The organism is Epibacterium ulvae, assembly GCF_018678075.1.
GTDB classification, from domain to species: domain Bacteria; phylum Pseudomonadota; class Alphaproteobacteria; order Rhodobacterales; family Rhodobacteraceae; genus Epibacterium; species Epibacterium ulvae_A.
This window is the reverse complement of record NZ_JAHHIR010000035.1, coordinates 84,886-103,454: the sequence shown is the minus strand read 5'-3', so window position 1 is coordinate 103,454 and position 18,569 is coordinate 84,886. Positions and strand designations below refer to the sequence as shown.

General features: G+C 59.2%; 22 protein-coding genes and 1 tRNA gene. 8 read left to right on the top strand and 15 right to left on the bottom strand.

Annotated elements, in window-relative coordinates; translation table 11 throughout:
* Positions 1 to 13: 13 nt before the first annotated feature.
* Positions 14 to 90: transfer RNA gene (locus KMP13_RS09730), tRNA-His, on the bottom strand.
* Between the two features lie 202 nt (positions 91 to 292).
* Here KMP13_RS09730 and KMP13_RS09725 point away from each other — a divergent pair.
* Entirely contained in the window at positions 293 to 481 is a 189-nt protein-coding gene (locus tag KMP13_RS09725) for a DUF6324 family protein (protein ID WP_215265658.1), read from the top strand.
* A gap of 14 nt (positions 482 to 495) precedes the next feature.
* Here KMP13_RS09725 and KMP13_RS09720 read toward each other — a convergent pair whose 3' ends face one another.
* Positions 496 to 999, bottom strand: a complete 504-nt coding sequence (locus KMP13_RS09720; RefSeq protein WP_215265657.1) for an MmcB family DNA repair protein — start codon at positions 997 to 999, stop codon at positions 496 to 498.
* A 45-nt stretch (positions 1,000 to 1,044) separates the two neighbouring features.
* Positions 1,045 to 1,638 (bottom strand): hypothetical protein, encoded by a 594-nt coding sequence (locus tag KMP13_RS09715; RefSeq protein ID WP_215265656.1) that lies wholly within the window; start codon positions 1,636 to 1,638, stop codon positions 1,045 to 1,047.
* 254 nt (positions 1,639 to 1,892) lie between these two features.
* Here KMP13_RS09715 and KMP13_RS09710 point away from each other — a divergent pair, with 254 nt between their 5' ends.
* Together KMP13_RS09710 and KMP13_RS09705 are read left to right on the top strand one after the other, a co-directional pair.
* Positions 1,893 to 2,852, top strand: a complete 960-nt coding sequence (locus KMP13_RS09710; protein WP_215265655.1) for a helix-turn-helix transcriptional regulator — start codon at positions 1,893 to 1,895, stop codon at positions 2,850 to 2,852.
* A gap of 118 nt (positions 2,853 to 2,970) precedes the next feature.
* Positions 2,971 to 3,963, top strand: coding sequence for an MBL fold metallo-hydrolase (locus KMP13_RS09705; protein WP_215265654.1), 993 nt, complete (start codon positions 2,971 to 2,973; stop codon positions 3,961 to 3,963).
* A 41-nt stretch (positions 3,964 to 4,004) separates the two neighbouring features.
* On the opposite strand, the gene KMP13_RS09700 is transcribed toward KMP13_RS09705, so the two are convergent.
* A complete protein-coding gene (locus tag KMP13_RS09700) occupies positions 4,005 to 4,877 on the bottom strand; it encodes a LysR substrate-binding domain-containing protein (protein ID WP_215265653.1) in 873 nt (290 codons plus the stop codon).
* 98 nt (positions 4,878 to 4,975) lie between these two features.
* On the opposite strand from KMP13_RS09700, the gene KMP13_RS09695 reads away from it, so the two are divergent.
* On the top strand, positions 4,976 to 5,215 hold the full coding sequence (locus KMP13_RS09695) for a DUF6552 family protein (protein WP_251363776.1): 240 nt from the start codon (positions 4,976 to 4,978) through the stop codon (positions 5,213 to 5,215).
* Between the two features lie 379 nt (positions 5,216 to 5,594).
* Positions 5,595 to 6,422: a hypothetical protein gene (locus KMP13_RS09690; RefSeq protein WP_215265651.1), complete on the top strand. Its 828-nt coding sequence runs from the start codon at positions 5,595 to 5,597 to the stop codon at positions 6,420 to 6,422.
* A 185-nt stretch (positions 6,423 to 6,607) separates the two neighbouring features.
* Here the strand turns inward: KMP13_RS09690 and KMP13_RS09685 are convergent, their stop codons facing one another.
* From KMP13_RS09685 to KMP13_RS09655, 7 genes are all read right to left on the bottom strand, one after another.
* Entirely contained in the window at positions 6,608 to 6,745 is a 138-nt protein-coding gene (locus tag KMP13_RS09685; protein ID WP_215265650.1) for a hypothetical protein, read from the bottom strand.
* A gap of 140 nt (positions 6,746 to 6,885) precedes the next feature.
* Positions 6,886 to 7,389, bottom strand: coding sequence for a transcription antitermination factor NusB (nusB, locus tag KMP13_RS09680; RefSeq protein ID WP_215265649.1), 504 nt, complete (start codon positions 7,387 to 7,389; stop codon positions 6,886 to 6,888).
* A complete protein-coding gene (locus KMP13_RS09675; protein ID WP_215265648.1) occupies positions 7,386 to 7,937 on the bottom strand; it encodes a 6,7-dimethyl-8-ribityllumazine synthase in 552 nt (183 codons plus the stop codon). Before KMP13_RS09675 ends, nusB begins: the two co-directional genes overlap by 4 nt.
* 13 nt (positions 7,938 to 7,950) lie before the next feature.
* Positions 7,951 to 9,072: a 3,4-dihydroxy-2-butanone-4-phosphate synthase gene (gene ribB / locus KMP13_RS09670; RefSeq protein WP_215265647.1), complete on the bottom strand. Its 1,122-nt coding sequence runs from the start codon at positions 9,070 to 9,072 to the stop codon at positions 7,951 to 7,953.
* Between the two features lie 279 nt (positions 9,073 to 9,351).
* On the bottom strand, positions 9,352 to 9,930 hold the full coding sequence (locus KMP13_RS09665; RefSeq protein WP_215265646.1) for a hypothetical protein: 579 nt from the start codon (positions 9,928 to 9,930) through the stop codon (positions 9,352 to 9,354).
* Positions 9,927 to 10,517: a riboflavin synthase gene (locus KMP13_RS09660; RefSeq protein ID WP_215265645.1), complete on the bottom strand. Its 591-nt coding sequence runs from the start codon at positions 10,515 to 10,517 to the stop codon at positions 9,927 to 9,929. The genes KMP13_RS09665 and KMP13_RS09660 overlap by 4 nt, the downstream gene beginning before the upstream one ends.
* Before the next feature lie 146 nt (positions 10,518 to 10,663).
* Positions 10,664 to 11,056, bottom strand: a complete 393-nt coding sequence (locus tag KMP13_RS09655) for a hypothetical protein (protein ID WP_215265644.1) — start codon at positions 11,054 to 11,056, stop codon at positions 10,664 to 10,666.
* Positions 11,057 to 11,228: 172 nt separating this feature from the next.
* On the opposite strand from KMP13_RS09655, the gene KMP13_RS09650 reads away from it, so the two are divergent.
* The 3 genes from KMP13_RS09650 (at position 11,229) to KMP13_RS09640 (ending at position 15,785) form a co-directional block, all read left to right on the top strand.
* Positions 11,229 to 12,524 carry a capsule biosynthesis protein gene (locus KMP13_RS09650; RefSeq protein ID WP_215265643.1) on the top strand — a complete coding sequence of 432 codons (1,296 nt, stop codon included), beginning with the start codon at positions 11,229 to 11,231 and terminating at the stop codon, positions 12,522 to 12,524.
* Between the two features lie 89 nt (positions 12,525 to 12,613).
* Positions 12,614 to 13,747, top strand: coding sequence for a polysaccharide biosynthesis/export family protein (locus tag KMP13_RS09645; protein ID WP_215265642.1), 1,134 nt, complete (start codon positions 12,614 to 12,616; stop codon positions 13,745 to 13,747).
* 4 nt (positions 13,748 to 13,751) lie between these two features.
* Entirely contained in the window at positions 13,752 to 15,785 is a 2,034-nt protein-coding gene (locus KMP13_RS09640; protein WP_215265641.1) for a capsular polysaccharide biosynthesis protein, read from the top strand.
* Between the two features lie 25 nt (positions 15,786 to 15,810).
* Here the strand turns inward: KMP13_RS09640 and ribD are convergent, their stop codons facing one another.
* From ribD to KMP13_RS09620, 4 genes are all read right to left on the bottom strand, one after another.
* On the bottom strand, positions 15,811 to 16,917 hold the full coding sequence (gene ribD, locus KMP13_RS09635; RefSeq protein ID WP_353055701.1) for a bifunctional diaminohydroxyphosphoribosylaminopyrimidine deaminase/5-amino-6-(5-phosphoribosylamino)uracil reductase RibD: 1,107 nt from the start codon (positions 16,915 to 16,917) through the stop codon (positions 15,811 to 15,813).
* A 28-nt stretch (positions 16,918 to 16,945) separates the two neighbouring features.
* Positions 16,946 to 17,416, bottom strand: coding sequence for a transcriptional regulator NrdR (gene nrdR, locus KMP13_RS09630; protein ID WP_215265640.1), 471 nt, complete (start codon positions 17,414 to 17,416; stop codon positions 16,946 to 16,948).
* A gap of 136 nt (positions 17,417 to 17,552) precedes the next feature.
* A complete protein-coding gene (locus KMP13_RS09625) occupies positions 17,553 to 17,972 on the bottom strand; it encodes a secondary thiamine-phosphate synthase enzyme YjbQ (protein ID WP_251363775.1) in 420 nt (139 codons plus the stop codon).
* A gap of 35 nt (positions 17,973 to 18,007) precedes the next feature.
* On the bottom strand, positions 18,008 to 18,442 hold the full coding sequence (locus tag KMP13_RS09620) for a hypothetical protein (RefSeq protein WP_215265639.1): 435 nt from the start codon (positions 18,440 to 18,442) through the stop codon (positions 18,008 to 18,010).
* Positions 18,443 to 18,569: the final 127 nt, after the last annotated feature.

Below are 18,569 nucleotides of genomic sequence, written 5' to 3'. Positions count from 1 at the left end.
CTTGTGAGGGTAGTGGTACCACCTCCCCGGCTTGAACGGGGGACCTCCTGATCCACAATCAGGCGCTCTAACCTACTGAGCTAAGGCGGCACTGCGGGGCGATTTATAGCACGTTTTTGGTGAGCGCAAGAGGGGGAAAACAAACTTTTGTCTGGAAGCGCGAAAAACCGTCACAATTCCGGACATAGGTATGCCCCCGCCCCCAAGTGCGCGGGTTGCGCAGAATACTTGCAAATGCCTGTGAGGCACGCTAGCAGAAATGCTCATCCCACCACTCACGCCGGAGGCCATCATGGGCATCAATACCGAACGCGATATCGAAGCCAACCTGCAAATCGGGCCCACCGACGAAGGCATGATCCGCCTGTTCATTGAAGCAGACGGGATTGAAATTCCGATGGATTTTGACCCCGAAGAAGCGGAAGACATCGCCGAAGAAATCCTGGCAGCAGCCCAGGCAGCCCGCGCCGTCGCCGGGTAAGCCATCGCTGCGGATCAGCGCCCAATGTCGTCGGGGAGATCAACGCCGGAAAAGAGATCAACGCCCTGCCCCGGGCGTGGATCACGCAAGACATGCAGGCGGCGGGCGGCGTCCATGGCGAATTTATGGGTGAGCTTTTTGCGGCGCGCAGCGGCCAGCTTGTCCTCGGGCCCCATGCGGATGATTTCGGCGTCATAGTCATCGCCGATGATCAGACCGGTGCCATCCGGCAGCAGTTCGGTTGGAAACTCGGTATCCACGGCCCAGAAGTAGCGATCACACCACTCCAGATACCCCTGCCATTTCTGGTCCGAGGTGAAATCCGCGCGGCTGGATTTACATTCCACCACCCAGATCTCCCCTTTGGGGCCCAATCCCATCACATCCACCCGCAAGCCTCGCGTGGGCACGAATTCCTCGATCGAGGCAAAGCCATGCGAACGCAAATGCCGCGCGACCCCGCGTGCAAGGCGCTGTCCCGGTTGTAAAACGGAGCTGTCATAGGTGGAATCTGCCATGGGTCAACTGTGAACAATTGGGGAACAAAAGACAAGCCTGTCCCCTTATTGGCTGGCATCACCACGGCGGCCTTCACGCCGATTGGGTTTAGACGAACAAGGATTCTCCCCACCCGGTGGCATTTCACTGGCCGAGCCAACCTGAAAATCGCCGGCAGTCGAGCCATAGGAAAAGGTCGCCGCAATAAGGCTACCTGCATGACAGCGCACACGAGCGGGCGTGCTTTGCCGTTCCGACCAAGGCTGATAGACGCTTGGTAACATCGCACTGACGTGAGACGGCCCCTGGATCACAAGGCGTTGCGCGTTTCCCCATGCATAGATCAAAGCCTCTGCATCCGACACAGGAAGCGCTGGCACCGCAGCAACATGGCAAAGCACCCAGCGACCATCCACTTCGGTCGCAGTGGCAACAAGGTTTTCGGTGGGGTGACGGATCGCCATCTGCTGCAAATCCGCGCTTGGATTAACCGGCGCCGTTTCTGGGTATTGCGACCAAAGCTTTTTGCTTTGCACCGCAACCAAAGCCTCGCAGGCGACCGACATTTCGAACCAAGGAAGGACCTCATCGGAATTAAAGGCCGATGCAGGCGTGACGCCAAATGGAAAGAGGCACAATAGTGCCAAAATCTGTTTCATAATGAGCTCTAAAAAATGATGTGCGAATGCGGTCACAGGGTGGCCACCAAAAATGGTGATTATATGTCCCGACTTTGGTCTGCAGCGCGCCAAGACGGCAGATAATACGCGTTTTGAGCTTAGGGGGATGACCGCAAAATCATCGCCAGCCCACTGATTTCGAGATCTCGGACCTGTCTCGCAGAGTTTTTACTCGACTGGCTGTCTCGTGCACTCAATCATCTGGCACCTGAGACAAAAAGCGGACGGTGGCCATGGCGCAAGGTTTGCCCGACATCCCAAACGAGACGGTGGAAAACTGGCAACGCATTGTGAATGTGATCGCCAATCTCGCCGATGTGCCTGCAAGCCTGGTGATGCGCACCCATGCGCCCCATCACGCGGTTTTTGTGGCCAATGAAGCGGAGGAGACGCCCTATGTCGTGGGTCTGCGTTTTCATCTACACGAGAAGCTTTATTGCAATGGCGCGCTCGAACAGGGGGAGCTGATCGTCGAGGATGCGACCTGTGATCCGGCTTGGGTCGACAATGACGATATGGAACATGGGATGAGCTTTTATGCGGGCTATCCGCTTTATTGGCCGGATCGCACCGTGTTTGGAACAATTTGCGTGCTGGACACCAAATGCAATCAAAAGGCGTTGATGTTTCTGGAGGGGCTCAAACAGTTTGCCCGTGTCATTGAGGCAGATCTGAAACTTCTGGTCGAGGCCGAGGCACGTGTGCAGCTGGAACAGCAGTTACAAGAGAGCCTGGATCAGCTGGAGAGCAAAGTCGCGGACCGCACCGCCGAACTGGAAGAGGCCAATATCGCATTGCGGGTCTTGCTGCAGAATGTGGAGACCTCAAAGGAGGAGCATGACGGTAAAATCGCGCGCCAGATCAACGAGTTGGTGACGCCGATGCTCCAAAAGCTGCGCCCGCGTCTGGTGGGGGATGAAACGGCCGGCGTCTATCTGGATCTGCTGGAAGAGAACCTGCGCTCCATCACCCAATCCGCCCCCGGAGAGCTGACAGATTTGATCGAGGTTTTGACCCCAACCGAAAAGGACATCGCCCTGATGGTCATGCGCGGGCAGACGACCAAGGATATCGCCCGCACCCTGTCGCGTGAGCCAAGCACGGTTGAATTTCACCGCAACAACATCCGCAAAAAGCTGGGACTGTTAAAAAGCGGTCAAAATCTGCGCAGCAAACTGTTGTCGATCCAGTGACCATGGGGGTTTGCCCCATGGTTTCTCCAAAGTTTTCCCATGCAGGGGAACCACCCCATCCTCGTTACCCTCAAGGTAATGGCGCGCAAACGGACGCCAGCAGCACAGGGAAAACACGATGGAACTCGAAGATCTGAACCTCAAACCGACCTTGATCAACGGTGAGAAGGACACGCTGACGCCGGGTCTGTCCCGCCGCTCCTTCTTTATGGCTGCGGGCGCGGCGGGCGTTGGCGGGGCCACCTCGCTTTTGTCGAGCACCGCAGCGCAGGCGCAGTCCACCGATTGGACCCAGCCGGGCAACAACAACGGCGTGATTGAGCTGCAAAAGACCACCGGCCAATCCGTCGACGGCGATCTGGCGATTGACTTTTATGGCCACTGCGCGTTGAAATTCACCTCTCCCAGCGGGGCGACGGTGATGTTTGATCCCTGGCGCGATGACCCATCGGGCGCGTGGGGGCTGTGGTTCAAAAATGAATTCCCCGAAACACCCGTCGATATCTGCATGTCGACCCACACCCATTTCGACCATGACGCGATCCACCGACCGGTGTCGACCATGGTGCTGGACCGGATGGTTGGCAATTTTGAATTCGCCGATATCAAGATCACCGGTTTTGCCGACAAACATGCCTGTGAGGCGCCGGGATGGTACAATTGGACCAATGCCTTGGCCGAATTTGGCGTCGAAGCCTGCCCGCCCAACAATGTCAGCCACATGGATATGGTGGTCTATGTGATTGAAACCGGCGGGTTGCGGACGTTGATCTGGGGCGACAACCGTCACAATCCGCCACAGGAATTCTGGGACGCCATTGGTGAGATTGATATTCTGACCCTGCCAGTAGACGGCTCACAGCATATTCTGAGCTACGGTCAGGGTGATGACATCGTCTCTCGCCTGAAGCCCAAGGTGATCATCCCAACCCATTACCTGAACGAGACCACCAGCTATACGCTGACCACGCTGCAGGATGCCGATGAATGGGTGAAATCGCAATCCAGCTATAAAATGCTCGACAGTGCCAGCCTGTCGCTGAATGCGGGTGAGGTTTCGGGGATGGACAAGGAATTCATGTATTTCGGAAACCACGCCCAGACCGCGTAACGCGGTCCAAGGTCACAATCACAACGGCGGGCGCATTGCGTTTATGGGCCCGCCGCGTCTTTGAGCCAGGCGACCACCGCCATGATCGCGCTATTGCGGTGGGAGCTGCGCGGGGACAACAGGTAGAAGTCATGTGTTTTACTGTTCGGTAGCTTTGCGACCTCCAGCAACGTCCCTGCGGCGATGTCATCGGCGACCAGAAAGCGGCTGACCAAGGCAATCCCCTGCCCCGAAAGTGCCGCATCCACCGCCAGGGCGGTCTGACTAAGGCGCAGGCCCCGTCTGGCTTGATCTATGATCCCCAGCTCGGCCAGGGCGGCCGGCCACAGGTCATGCGCGTCGTGGATTTTTGGCAGCGCCGCCAAGTCATTGGCGGTGATCGGACGCGCACAGCTTTGCACCAGCGACGGCGCGACCACGGCCACCATATCCTGTTGAAACAACAGATCTGCATTCAACATGGCACCAAAGGGCGGCGTGCCTTGGCGGATGGCCAGATCAATCCCGTCGCTGTGAAAACTGGAGACGCTTTCCGTGGCCATGATCCGCAGATCAATGTCCGGGTGTTGCGCGGCAAAATCGGGAAGGTTCGGGATCAGCCATTTGGACGCAAAACTTGGCGTGACGCTGATCACCACTTTGTTGGGTTCAGGTCGCAATTCAGAGGTCGCCTGACGCAGCGCGGAAAAGGCTGCGGCCACCTGCTGGTGATAGCTGCGCCCCGCCGAGGTCAGCGCCAGCCCTTTGGGCACCCGGTCAAACAGGGTCACACCCAGTTCAGCCTCCAGATGGCGCACATGTTGGGCCACGGCCCCCTGGGTCACGCCCAATTCATCGGCAGCCGCCCGAAAGCTGAGGCGACGCCCCGCGGCATCAAAGGCGCGCAACCCGTTGAGAGGCGGAAGGGAGATCATAATGCAATAGTTTTCCTACTGTCAGACAAGGCAAGTTCTCAGTCGCGAGATCAGCTTAACACATATATTTAAATACGTATCACAGTGAAAGCATGGTCATGACAGTAGAAACATTCGCAAACCCTCGACTGGTGTTCATTATCAAATGGGCGGCCTCTGTTGTGCAAATCATGGGATATGCCGCGACCGGGTTTGGCTGGATGCCTTGGAATCTGTACCTGTTCTTGGTCGGGGTTGTGGGGTGGTTTGTTGTGGGTTTCCTGTGGAACGACAAGGCGCTGATGCTGGTCCATCTGGTCGCCTTGGGCGCGATGATCGCTGGCATGATCAGCAGCTAGCCGCTTCCTTGCGCACAGTGTTGCAGGCGCTGATGTTTGAACCGGCACGACGCGGATGTTGCGCGCAGGAGGGACAAGCGGGCCTTGTCTCCCAGTGCGCAAGGGCATAGGTAGGGCACAGGCGGGTTCTGCCCTTCTTGTGATTAGCAGCATTCCGGTGGCCTTAAGCAAATCCGAGGGAGCTGGCTCTGTTCGGGTCGTGGCCTGATTACCTGGCACCCACCTGTATATACAGGTCCTCGGGAATCAAAGCAGCACGGTTGACTGGTGGTCCCGCCGCATCACCCCATTTGACGTAAGCGTTGCAACCTGTCTTTGCCCTGTTACAGGGGTGGTTTAAAAATGCGGGTCTTTGCTCCCGAATTCTGCCGAGGCCCCCATGTATTTTGAAACGCTCCAATCAATCAGCCTGAATGGTAAAATCGGCGTGCCCAATGATGATCGCGTGGGATCGTCGCCAGATCGGGCCTGGGTTGTGGATGGTGCCACCGATCTGGGCGAGCCCGGACTTTTGGGCAACCAAGGTGGTGCTGCTTGGCTGGCCACGGCGGCAAGCCACGGCTTTGCGCAGGCGACCGGCGCGGATCTGCGGCGCAGCTGCACCGAGATGTTTGACCATGTCGCCGCCCGTTTTGATCACGACCGCACGCGTGCGCCTGTTGCGGCCTGGGAGCTGCCCAAGGCGGCCTTTGCCGCGGTGCAACTGGTGGGCGGGCAGATCGAATGTGCTTGGGCGGCGGATTGTCCGATCCTGTTGCGCGGTCAGCACGGCGCGGTTTGGGGCACTGGCGCGCCGGATACGTCTACCGAAGTGGCGGACGCGCAGGCCTTGGGCATTGGCACAGGTGCAGCGCCTGAGCTGTCAGGTGCCGTCCTTGAGGACCGCCGCGCCCGCCGCATGGGGACAGATCACGCAGCCCTCAACCCCAATCCTGTGGCGGCGGCGCGCATCACCCAATACAGCCAACACCCGATTGCGATTGGCGATGAGGTGCTGATCATGAGCGATGGATTCTCCTCCCTGGTCAGCGACTATGGCGCCTATACGGCCGAGACCCTGTGGCAAGCGGTGCAAGACAACGGGCTGGCCGCCTTGGCCCAGGAGATCCGCGAGATCGAGCGCGCAGATGAGGCCTGCGCCCGCTTCCCGCGTTTTAAGGTCAGCGATGATGCCACCGCGATCTGGCTGCGCGTCGCGCGGCGTTAACGCGACGACTTGCAAAACGCAAAACACGCCGCAGGATATGCGGCGTGGGCTACGTATCTATCCGAGTATGATCCCAAATACGGCTTCCAAATTTTCCGGCGCAGTTATACCGATCAGGAAACAATCAAGCGGGTATCTGCCGACTGGAGCGTCATGCCTGCCCAAAAGAATAGCAGGCAGTGCAGTTAGCGGCGGGTTCGAATCTGGCGATCAACCGGACGTTCTGGGCGGCGGGCGACGACCCGCGCGCGCTGAACTAGGCCAAACCCCTCAAGGATATGAAGAATTGCAATGCGAAAGTCGCGTTTCAGCTGCTCGACCATGGGTTCCTCCGTTTACGTCTTAAAAGCGTAACATGCGCAGATCTGAGGTCCAGAGGCAGAGCAGAAGTTTTACAAAAAAACGCACCCAAACGGGTGCGTCACTTTCACTTATGTAGCGTGAATTACATCGCAGAGCAGTCTCAGAACGCTTCGGGACGGGCCTCGCGCGCCATGTGGTCGAGAACTGCGTTGACGAATTTGGCTTCCTTGCCTTCGGGGAAGAAAGCGCGGGCGATGTCGACGAATTCCACAATGATCACTTTGGGCGGTGTTTTGCTTTCGACCAGCTCGGCACCGGCGGCGCGGAATAGGGCGCGTAAGGTAGGGTCGATCCGGTCGATCGGCCATTTGGCCACCAGGGCGCGGTCGGTCATCTGGTCGACTTTGGCCTGGTTGTTGACCGCATCTTTGATCAGCGCGCGGAACAGTTTGGGGTCCCCTTCCACCATTTCGTCACCGTCATATTCGGCGCCAAAGCGGTGGTCTTCGAACTCCACAATCACCCGATCAAAGGACAGGTTGCTGTGTTCCATTTGGAACAGCGCCTGCACCGCATAAAGCCGTGCTGCCGAACGCATCTGGTGTTTGTCAGTGGCCTTGGACGGCTTTTTGGCGGAATCGCCTGTGGAGTTCGTATCGGTCATGCGGTTGTGGGTCCATTGTCTGCGCCAGCCAGTTTGATGGCTTCGGAGGGCGCTTTGAAACCGACGCCCTTGGTCTGGGCGCCCCACTTACGCGTGAGCGCCACAAGATGCAAGGCCGCAGCCGCCGCACCGCCGCCTTTATTCTGTTCGCTTGGATCTGCGCGCACTTCGGCCTGGGGGCGGTTTTCCACGGTCAGGATGCCATTGCCGATGCACAGGCCCTGCAGACCCAGCAGTTGGATCGCGCGGGAGCTGTCGTTGCAGACGGTGTCATAATGGGTGGTCTCGCCCCGTATCACACAGCCAAGCGCCACGTATCCGTCAAAATTCGAACGCGCATCAGTGATGGCGATGGCGGTGGGGATTTCCAGCGCGCCGGGCATCTCGATCACCTCAAACGTGCCGCCTGCGGCCTCGATCTCGGCCATGGCGCCAGCGACCAGATTGTCGGCAATGTCCTTGTAATAAGGCGACACAACAATGGCGATTTTCACCGGCTTGTCGAAGTCTGCGCGCGGCATAATGTAATGTTGTTCATGTCCAGCCATGTCAGCTCTCCTCTCACGCGTCTTTCATAATCGGGCGGGTGCCCACGATGGCCAGGTCAAAGGCGTCCAGACCAAGATAGGTGGTTTGCGGCGAGTCAGTGAGCAAAATCAGCTCCTTCACGCCAAGGCTCGACAGGATCTGCGCGCCCATGCCGGTTTCCTTGATGGTGCGCGGCCCCTCGTCTTCGGCGGCGTAAAGCGCACTGTGCGGCGCGCGAAACAGACAGACGATGCCGCGGCCTTCCTCGGCGATTTTGCGCATCGCGGTTTGCAACTCACCCGCAGGTTTGGGCCCCAATCCCAAAAGGTCCGAGGCTTCGTGTTGAGCGTGGGTGCGCACCAGAACCGGTTCCGGCGTGGTGATGTCACCTTTGATCAAGACCACATGTTCGATGCCGTGGATCTGGTCGGTGAACAGGCGCATCTGCCAATCACCACCAAATTCCGAGGTGACGGTGCATTGGCTGGTTTCCACCACCAGATTGTCATTGCGCGACCGATAGGCGATCAGATCGGAGATGGTGCCGATCTTCATATTATGCACAGCGGCGAACTCCACCAGATCCGGCAAACGCGCCATGGAGCCGTCTTCTTTCATGATCTCACAGATCACCGCCGAAGGGTTCAGCCCGGCCAGGCGCGAGATATCGACCGAGGCCTCGGTATGGCCGGCCCGCACCAGAACCCCGCCCTGTTTTGCCCGCAACGGAAACACATGGCCCGGTGTGGCCAGGGCTGCCATGGTGTTTTGCTCGTTGATGGCCGTGGCAATGGTCAGCGCACGGTCCCCGGCCGAAATCCCGGTAGAGACCCCTTCGCGCGCTTCGATGGAGACGGTGAATGCGGTTTCGTGGCGGGAGGAGTTATTGACTGCCATCATCGGCAAGTCCAGGGCGTCGATGCGCGATGCGATCATCGGCAGGCAAATCAGCCCGCGCCCATGGGTGGCCATGAAATTGACGGCATCCGCATCGGCAAATTCGCCGGCAATGATCAAATCACCTTCGTTTTCGCGATCTTCGTGGTCGACCAGGATATACATCTTACCCTGACGGGCATCCTCGATAATATCCTCAATGGGGCTGATGGCGTCTTTCAACTTGGCCTCAATCGGGCCGGGCGTTGCATAACTCATGGCGCAGTCTCTGTGTTTGGGTCTCCCCCAAGCGCCCAACGGAATCAAGCCACAAGGCGCGGGGGGCTGCTGCGCACAGGGATAGACCAGTGCCTGTGTCATTACCAGCCCAAGACATGCAGAGCTGATGGGCCGCACAGGTTTGGTTCAATGGGTTTTATGGAAATTTAAGCACATGAAACGGCGGCGCACAGGTCGCGCAAGCGACCTGCCACGCCCAAGGCTTGTGTTCGGGCATCTTTGATGCCTGAACAAGGCGCGGGAGCACGCCCGTTTGCTTTAGCCTGCGCCTCTGTGGAAATACTCTGCCGCCGTCAGATATCCCCCTGCGCGGGCGGCGGTGCTCCATTCGCTTTCCATTGGTGCGTCGCCGATCACCAGAACCGTATTGCCCGGCAGTTTCTGCGCCTGGATCAGGCCTGAGACCCGGTCGCGCATGGCGCTCCAGTTCTCGTTGAACTTGGGCGCCACATCCGCCGCATCCAGCACCGGATTGGCAGCGATCACCCCCTCCGGCGTATTGGGCGCATGGACCAGTGTCAGCTTTTGCGCCGCACGCACCGTCTCCAAAGCGCGGGTCTGAGCGTTCGGCATCTTGGCCCCCTGCCCGATAATCCGCAGCGCATTAGAGGAAAACATCAGCGCCAGAATATCCTGCCCCGAGGTCTGACGGATGCTGGCATAGGTTTTGTAGTCCATTCCCAGCTCGGCCGCGCGTTTCATCCGCATTTTGACAATCATCAAGGGGATCGTCTTGCGCATCAGCTGTCGCTGGGCCGAGCGCCATTGGTGAGTGCGCCAGCGGTGACCCGGCTCCATCGAGGGGCCTTGGTTATGACCAATCCCCGCGCCGCTCATGATGTGAACGCGCCCAGACGCGCCACGTAACGGGCCAGCGTGTCGATTTCCAAATTGATGCGATCGCCCACTTTGGCGCGGCCCCAGATGGTGACCTCTTTGGTGTGGGGGATGAAGTTGATGCCGAAATCACAGCCCTCGACCTCATTCACTGTGAGCGATGTGCCGTTCAGCGCGACCGAGCCTTTGGGCGCGATAAACTTCGCCAGCTCTTCGGGGGCACGCAAGGTAACCCGAGTGCTGTCGCCTTCGTCTTTCATGGCGATGATCTCGGCCACGCCGTCCACATGGCCCGACACGATATGACCGCCCAGCTCATCGCCGACCTTCAACGCGCGTTCCAGGTTCAGGCGGCTGCCCACCACCCAATCACCAATATTGGTTTTGGCCACGCTTTCGGCTGAGATCTGCACGTCGTACCAATCGTCCCCAAGTACGACCACAGTCAGACAGACCCCGTTTGACGCGATCGAGGCTCCCATGTCGATGCCCGCAGTGTCATATGACGTCTTGATCCGCGCCCGCAGGTCACCGGTCTGTTCCAGCTCGGTAATTTCCCCAACATCGGTGATAATGCCTGTGAACATCGCAAATTCTCCTGTTACCGCCCGCGCGGCAGCCTGTGTGTTGATTTGAGAGGTAATGCCTGCAACCCAAACCGGCAAGGGCTAGCGTCACCTGCGGCGCACAAGTCGGGTCCAAGGCGCGCGAAAAACAGGATGTTCACATTGGATCAGGTGTTGCCCAAGATCATTTCGGATAACCCTTCAATCTCTGGACTCGACCTGAGGTTCCCGGTCGCCAACCGAACAACTGCACGTTCCGAGTCTTCAAGGGAACCGCAACCAGCTTCCATTGCATCCGCGACATTTTCAAAATCCACAGGGGTGCATGTGAAGACACTGTATCGGCCGATCTTATCGTTGAATTCAGTGAAACCCGCCTTTTGAAGAATACGCGCAGCACCCTCTAGGTCACCTGTGTTCAAATTATCAAAGACCCAGACATGTCCCTTGGTTCTATGCGGCTCTTTGCGATAATGCGCATCGTGAATGCAACGCGCGAGCGCGAGCACTAAGCCACGTTTGGAAAGATCAGGTTTGGGAAGCCAAGGAGGATAATCCATATCGACAGTTCTGGCATTTTTCGCACTGAAGACAAGTGTGGCATCCTGTACCTGCTTATCCTTCCACTTGTCCTCCCTTCAACTTGGGAAAGACACAGTTTCGCCCCAGAGGTTTTTTATTTAAATACATTAACCAAAACAGCAGACCGACCAGAGTACGATTGCCGCCATTATGATCCAGTCCAATCCGTCACGTCATTTCCTGTTCCTGCAAGGACCGCATGGGCCGTTTTTTGCGCGGCTGGGGCGGATGCTGGGCGCTGCGGGCTGTAAAGTCTGGCGGGTGGGATTTAACGCGGGCGACCGTGCGTTCTGGCCTGATCGCACCAGTTACATCCCGTTCACCGATCCGGTTGAGACCTGGCCAGATACCTTTGCCCGACTGCTGGAGCAGCATGGGATCACCGATATCGTTCTCTATGGCGACACCCGCCCCATCCACGCCCAAGCGGTTGAGGTCGCCAAAGCGCGCGGGCTACAGGTCCATGTGTTTGAGGAAGGTTATCTGCGTCCCTATTGGGTCAGCTATGAACGTGGTGGCTCCAACGGGCATTCGCCCTTGATGGCGCTGTCGGTGCCTGAAATGCAAGAGGCGCTGGCGCGCTCTGATATGGAGGCTCCGCTGCCGCCGTCCCATTGGGGTGACATGCGCCAACATGTGTTCTACGGCGCGCTCTATCATTGGTTTGTGATGTTCTGGAACAAGAAGTACCGGAACTTCCGCCCCCATCGCGAACTAACCGTGGGCAAGGAATTTCTGTTGTATCTGCAACGCCTTGTCCTGATGCCGTTGCAAGCGCTGGAGCGTCGGGTGGCCACTTGGCGCGTGCGCAATGGCGGCTTTCCCTATCACCTGGCGCTGTTGCAGCTGGAACATGACAGCTCGTTCCAGATGCACTCTCCCTTTGCCTCGATGTCGGATTTTCTGGACCTGGTGGTTTCGGAATTCGCCAAAGGCGCGCCGGGTCATCATCATCTGGTGATCAAGGCGCATCCGCTGGAAAATGGCCGGGTGCCGTTGCGCAAGATCCTGCGCGACCTCGCCCGCAAACACGGAGTGGCGCACAGGGTGCATTACTTGCGGGGCGGCAAGTTGGCGCAGCTTTTGAACGAGGCCCGCACGGCCGTGACCGTCAATTCCACCGCCGGTCAGCAGGTCCTGTGGCGCGGCATTCCGCTGCGTGTGTTTGGCAAGGCGGTCTATGACAAGCCGGAATTTGTCTCCCAACAGCCCCTGGCGGACTTTTTTGCAACCCCTGCGCGCCCCGATGCGCGCGCCTACCGCGATTTTCGCCGCTTTCTGCTGGAAACCTCGCAGGTTGCCGGCGGGTTTTATTCCCGTTCGGGTCGGCGTCAATTGTTGCGGCAGGTTGTGGACCTGATTCTGGCACCCGACGATCCCTATGATGCGCTGAAACAGGGCACAGCGGCACCGCGGCAACAGTTGCGACTGGTCAACGACGCTTAAAACCCTGTGGGACTGGATTTTTCTCTTTGGCTGGGCTAGCCTGCAAGAAAAAAGCAGGCAGTTACAATTTTTGGTCAGGAGACCGAGCAGTGAAATCCGTATCCATTGGATGGGCGAAGAGCGTCGCCCTTTGTGCCGCCCTTGGTATTGTGGCCTCTTGTGGCCTGCCAAAGGTTGGGCCCAGCAAACGCCAAATCTTTGCCGGTTCCGTGCAACGTGAAGGCGATGCCTTTGTCATTTCGGTCAATGACCGGGTGACCCGTGCGACGGCCGTTGTGCCCGCGCTTGGGTTTTCGTCGAAATTCACCAATGCCGCACGTCTGACGTCGGATGTGATCCGTCCAGGCGATGTTCTGGGTCTGACGATCTGGGAAAACGTGGACGACGGTTTGCTGGCCGCCGAAGCCACGAAATTCACCGCATTGGAAGAAGTCCAGGTCGACAGTGCCGGCTTTATCTTTGTGCCCTATGCCGGGCGTGTGCGGGCCTCGGGCAACACCCCCGAACAGCTGCGCAAATCCATCACCACAGAGCTGGAAGGCCAGACGCCGGACCCGCAGGTTCAGGTGCGTCGCCTCGCCGGTGATGGCGCGTCGGTCTCTTTGACAGGGGCTGTAAACGGTCAGGGTGTTTACCCGATTGAACGCCCCACCCGCACGTTGGCGACCATGTTGTCCCAGGCCGGCGGTGTGTCCATTGAACCCGATATCGCCCAGATCTCACTGATCCGTGGCAATGAGAGCGGCACCATCTGGTTGCAGGATCTCTATGAACATCCGCAATTGGACATTGCTCTGCGCGGCGGTGACAAGATCCTGGTGGAGGCGGACACCCGCACCTTTACCGCGCTTGGCACCACCGCGGCGCAAGCGCGCGTGCCCTTTGAAAGCCGCGATATGTCGGCGCTTGAGGCGATTGCCCAAGTGGGCGGCTTGATCTCAACCTCGTCCGATCCGACCGGCGTCTTTGTCTTGCGCAACGAACCGGCCGAGATTGCGAACCAGGTGCTGGGGCGTGACGATTTGGTGGGCGCGCAGCGTCTGGTCTATGTTCTGAACCTCGAAGAGCCGAACGGTCTGTTCATGGCGCGCGATTTTGTGATCCGCGACCAAGATACGCTTTATGTGACCGAGGCGCCTTATTCGCAATGGACCAAGACGATCTCGCTTCTTGTGACCCCGGTTGGATCCCTGTCCAGCGTCGGCACAGCATTTGAAGGCTAACACCATGCGGCTGCGCGTCAGCCGTGCAAAAGCCGGGGGCAACAGCACTCGGCTTTTTGTGTATAACGGCGGATTTCTGACACAGGCGCGGCTGCGCCGTATTCTGGCGCTCAAAGGGTATGAGATGACCCTTGGGCTGCCCGGCGACGACGATCTGGTTGGTATCTGGGGCAATTCCCCCACCGCCCATCGGGGCCGCAACATCGCCAAGGATCACAGTGTCGGCTTGCTGCGGGTTGAGGATGCCTTTTTGCGCTCGGTCCTGCCGGGACGCTCTGGCAGCCCGCCGCTAGGTTTGCTGCTGGACCGAGGTGGCAATCATTTTGATGCCAGCACCCCCAGCGATCTGGAACAGTTTCTGGCCAACGCGCCACTGGACGACAGCAATATGATGCGGCGTGCGCGTGGATCGATCGACCGGCTGCGCGATCTGCATCTGTCCAAATACAACAATTTCACCCCCGAGGCCGAAGTGCCTGATCCCGGCTATGTTCTGGTGGTGGATCAGACGCGCGGCGATGCCTCGGTCCGGGCTTCGGTTCCGGATGCAGAAAACGCCGATCTGGCCCGGTTTCGTGAGATGCTGGTCTTTGCTCAACAGGAACACCCCGGCGCGCGCATCCTGATCAAGACCCATCCCGAGACGCGCGCGGGCTTCCGCCCCGGCTATTTCAGCGCAAAAGACGCGCAAGGACGGATCGAGCTGTTTGATCGCGCCGTCTCCCCCTGGGCGCTGCTGGACGGGGCGATTGCCGTCTATACCGTGTCATCGCAATTGGGGTTTGAGGCGATCCTGACCGGGCATAAACCGCGCGTCTTTGGCCAGCCGTTTTATGCGGGCTGGGGGCTGACGCAGGATGAATTCCCCATCGACCGGCGTTGGCGCAAACTGACCCGCGCGCAGCTGTTTGCCGGGGCGATGATGATGTATCCCTGTTGGTATGACCCGTTTGAGGACCGCCTGTGCGACTTGGACCGGGCGATTGATATTCTGGAGGCCGAGGTGCGCGCCTGGCGGCAGGACCGTGCGGGGTGGGTGGCATCCGAGATGCGCCTGTGGAAACGCAAACCCCTGCAGGGGTTCTTTGGCCGTCACACTGCGATGAGCTTTACCGACGACCCCGACGCCGCACGTGCCAGTGGCAAGAACTGGATGGTCTGGGCTGGCAAGGCCACCGAGGCCCATCAGGGCGCGTGGCGGGTGGAAGATGGGTTTCTGCGCTCCCGTGGATTGGGGGCCGAACTGGTGCCGCCCCTGTCCCTGGTTCTGGACCGGCAGGGGATTTATTACGACCCCAGCCAAACGTCGGACCTGCAAGACATGATTGCCGCGCGCGAGGTTCTGACCCCCGAAGAAGAACGCCGCGCCGAGGCTTTGGTGATGCGTCTGGTGCGCGAGAGCCTGTCGAAATACAATCTTGGGGGCGCCCTGCCCGATCTGCCGGAAGGCCACCGCATTCTGGTGCCTGGGCAGGTGGAAGATGATGCCTCGATCCTGACGGGGACCGGCAAGATCCGCACCAACCTGGATCTGCTGCGCCGCGTTCGGGCGGGAAATCCCAAGGCGGTGATCATCTATAAGCCCCATCCGGACGTTGAGGCCGGACTGCGCAGTGGCAAGGTGACCATCCCCGAGGAACTGGCTGATGTGATTGCCCATGGGGCCGATCCGATGGCCCTGCTGGATGTGGTGCAAGAGGTCTGGACCATGACGTCGCTTTTGGGGTTTGAGGCCCTGTTGCGCGGCGTCAAGGTGACCACGCTGGGCGCGCCTTTTTATGCGGGATGGGGGCTGACCCGGGATCTGGGCACAGTGCCGACCATTCGCAAGGCCCGGCCCAAGATGTTGGGGTTGGCCCACGCGGCCTTGATCGACTATCCGCGCTATTTTGACCCCAAGACCGGCTTGCCCTGTCCGGTGGAGGTGGTAGTCGACCGCCTTGCCAGCGGCGATATGCCCAAACCGGGACTGGCCAATCGGAGCCTGTCAAAACTGCAGGGGGCCTTTGCCTCATACGCGGGGCTGTGGCGGCGGTGAGGCCATTCCCAAGCCGGGTGTTACGTTAGATCTTTTCCTGACGACGCACCCAGCGGTGCAGGATGTCGGCCCCAACCGGGCGGACTTCTTCCAGCACATAGCGCGGCGCCTCTTCGAGACGTCCCAGCCCCAAAGCCCCGATGGAGGGCAGACCTTCGGCGCCAATGCCAAGACCTGCGGTAAAGCCGATCAGCTCATCCACCAGGTCAAAAGCCAAAAGGGACGCCGCAAGAGCTGAACCACCTTCGCAGAAAATCCGGTTGAGCCCGGCCTGGCCCAGCTGGCGCAGAACATCGGCAGGATCAAGCTGCACGCCGTGCACCGCGCTGGGGATCATCCGTGCACCCAGCCCTTCCCAGGCGCGAATACGTTCCACATCGGCCCCCGGCCCATGGGCGATCCAGACCGGAATGTCATTGGCGGTGCGCGCAAGCTGACCCATCAGGGGCAGATCCAGATGGCGCGAGATGACAACCCGCACCGGTTGGTGATTGACGCCCATGTCCCGCACCGTGAGCGAGGGATCATCGGCGCGTGCGGTGCCTGCGCCCACCATGACCGCATCATGGCGCATGCGCATGGCGTGGACCATGCGGCGCGCCTCGGACCCGGTGATCCATTTGCTTTGCCCTGATCCGGTGGCAATACGCCCATCAAACGAGCTGGCCAGTTTCAAGGTCACCCAAGGACGCCCCTGTTCGGTGCGGCGAAAGAAGCCCGCATGATCGCGCGCGGCCTGATCGCTGAGCACACCGGTTGTGACTGTGATGCCCGCGTCGCGCAGCATCTGGAACCCCTGGCCTGAGACACGCGGATCGCTGTCTTCGATCGCGGCGACCACATGGGCCACACCCGCATCGATCAACGCCTGAGCACAGGGCGGGGTTTTGCCAAAATGGGAACAGGGTTCAAGGGTGACATAGACGGTTGCCCCACGCGCCCCCTCCCCGGCTTGCGCCAAGGCCTGGGGTTCGGCATGGGGGCGGCCGCCCGGTTGCGTCCAGCCGCGTCCCAGAACGCGACCGTCTTTGACAATCACACAGCCCACCGCAGGGTTTGGCCAGCAATTGCCCATGCCACGCCGCCCAAGAGACAGCGCCAGCGCCATAAACCGTTTGTCTGTATCACTCACGCCAGAAGTACCCGAGTTTGGAGGAAGATCAGCTCTCTTCCGGTGGCACGTCGGGCCGCAGCTCATGGACGAAATCTTCGAAATCATCGGCGGCCTGGAAGTTCTTATACACGCTTGCAAAGCGCACATAGGCCACCGTGTCAATGCGCGCCAACGCCTCCATCACGATCTCACCGATTTTCTTGGAGGGGATGTCGGTCTCCCCCATGCTTTCCAGACGGCGCACGATGCCGGAAATCATCTGATCTATACGTTCCGGGTCGACCGGGCGTTTCTGCATGGAGATGCGGATCGAACGCTCCAGCTTGTCGCGGTCAAAATCTTCGCGGCGACCGTTGGTTTTCACCACCACCAGATCGCGCAGCTGCACCCGTTCATAGGTGGTAAATCGCCCCCCACAGGACGGGCAGAACCGGCGGCGCCGGATCGAGACGTGATCCTCGGCGGGGCGAGAATCTTTTACTTGGGTATCAATGTTTCCGCAAAACGGGCAACGCATCGGCCAGTCCCCCTCGACTCTCCAAATGGAAAAGTAGTGCTGCTTTCGGCTTAGTTATCCACAACTATAGGGGAGCCGCTAGGGTTTGGGTAGTGGGGAAATTCAATCTCTATACTTGGGGTCAAAATAACCCGGTTCAGGCGAGATGGGCAAAGATCCGCCGCGCATGGGGGGCGTCGCGGTGTTCAAAAAGGAAGATCCCCTGCCAGGTGCCCAGAACCGGCTGTCCGCCGCTGACGGGAATTGTCAGGCTCACCGGCAGGATTGCCGCCTTGATATGAGCGGGCATATCGTCCGGCCCCTCATAGGTGTGGCGCAGATAGGACATGGCGGGATCGCTGGAGGGGGGCACCAGACGTGAGAAATAGGCGAGCAGATCCGACTGGACCTCAGCATCGGCATTTTCCTGGATCATCAACGAACAGGAGGTGTGGCGCACAAAGAGCGTCAACAGGCCGGTTGAGACACTGCTTGCCGCCACCCAGTCACAAATGCTGCGGGTGAGCTCATAGGTGCCCTGCCCGTGGGTTTGCACCCCAAATTCCTTTTGCACCATAGACGCCACCCTGTGATGAGATCCCGCCATTAGGATCAGTCCCGAAACAGGGTTGGGAAACGGTCACAGCTGTAAAAGGCGGAATTCACGCTTTTGGCGCGGCCGACTGAGAGGGTTCCCACAACCCGAAACTCTTTGTCCAATGGGGTAACACCGGCGGCGGTCGGATCCAAGGTAAAGAGCACCGCATCGCGGCTGTTCACAGCCTGCGCAGGTCCCAGACCGCGGGCGACATAGACTTTTTGGTTCCACGACGTTTTCTGCACCCGGTGCAAGTAGTCGCCCACGGCACACCAGTAGTCATCCAGACCAGCGTTGCGGGTAAAGCCGCCGACTTCGATCAGCACATTGTCACGCGGTGCAACCCGCATATCGTTTTTGGCGCGAAACACGCCATTTGCGGCCTGAACAGGCAAAGCAAGCGACACGGCGGTCAGGGCCGCCAGAAGAGTGGTAAAACGAAGAGACATAGTAAAAGCCTTCCCTTGCCAAAATAGGTTCACATGGCACCCTGTGCTTGCGCGAATGAACATGCGCGGCGCTCTGGATGCGTCTGAAGTGTTACTTAGGTAGGGCGATGTCCATTGCGAATAAACC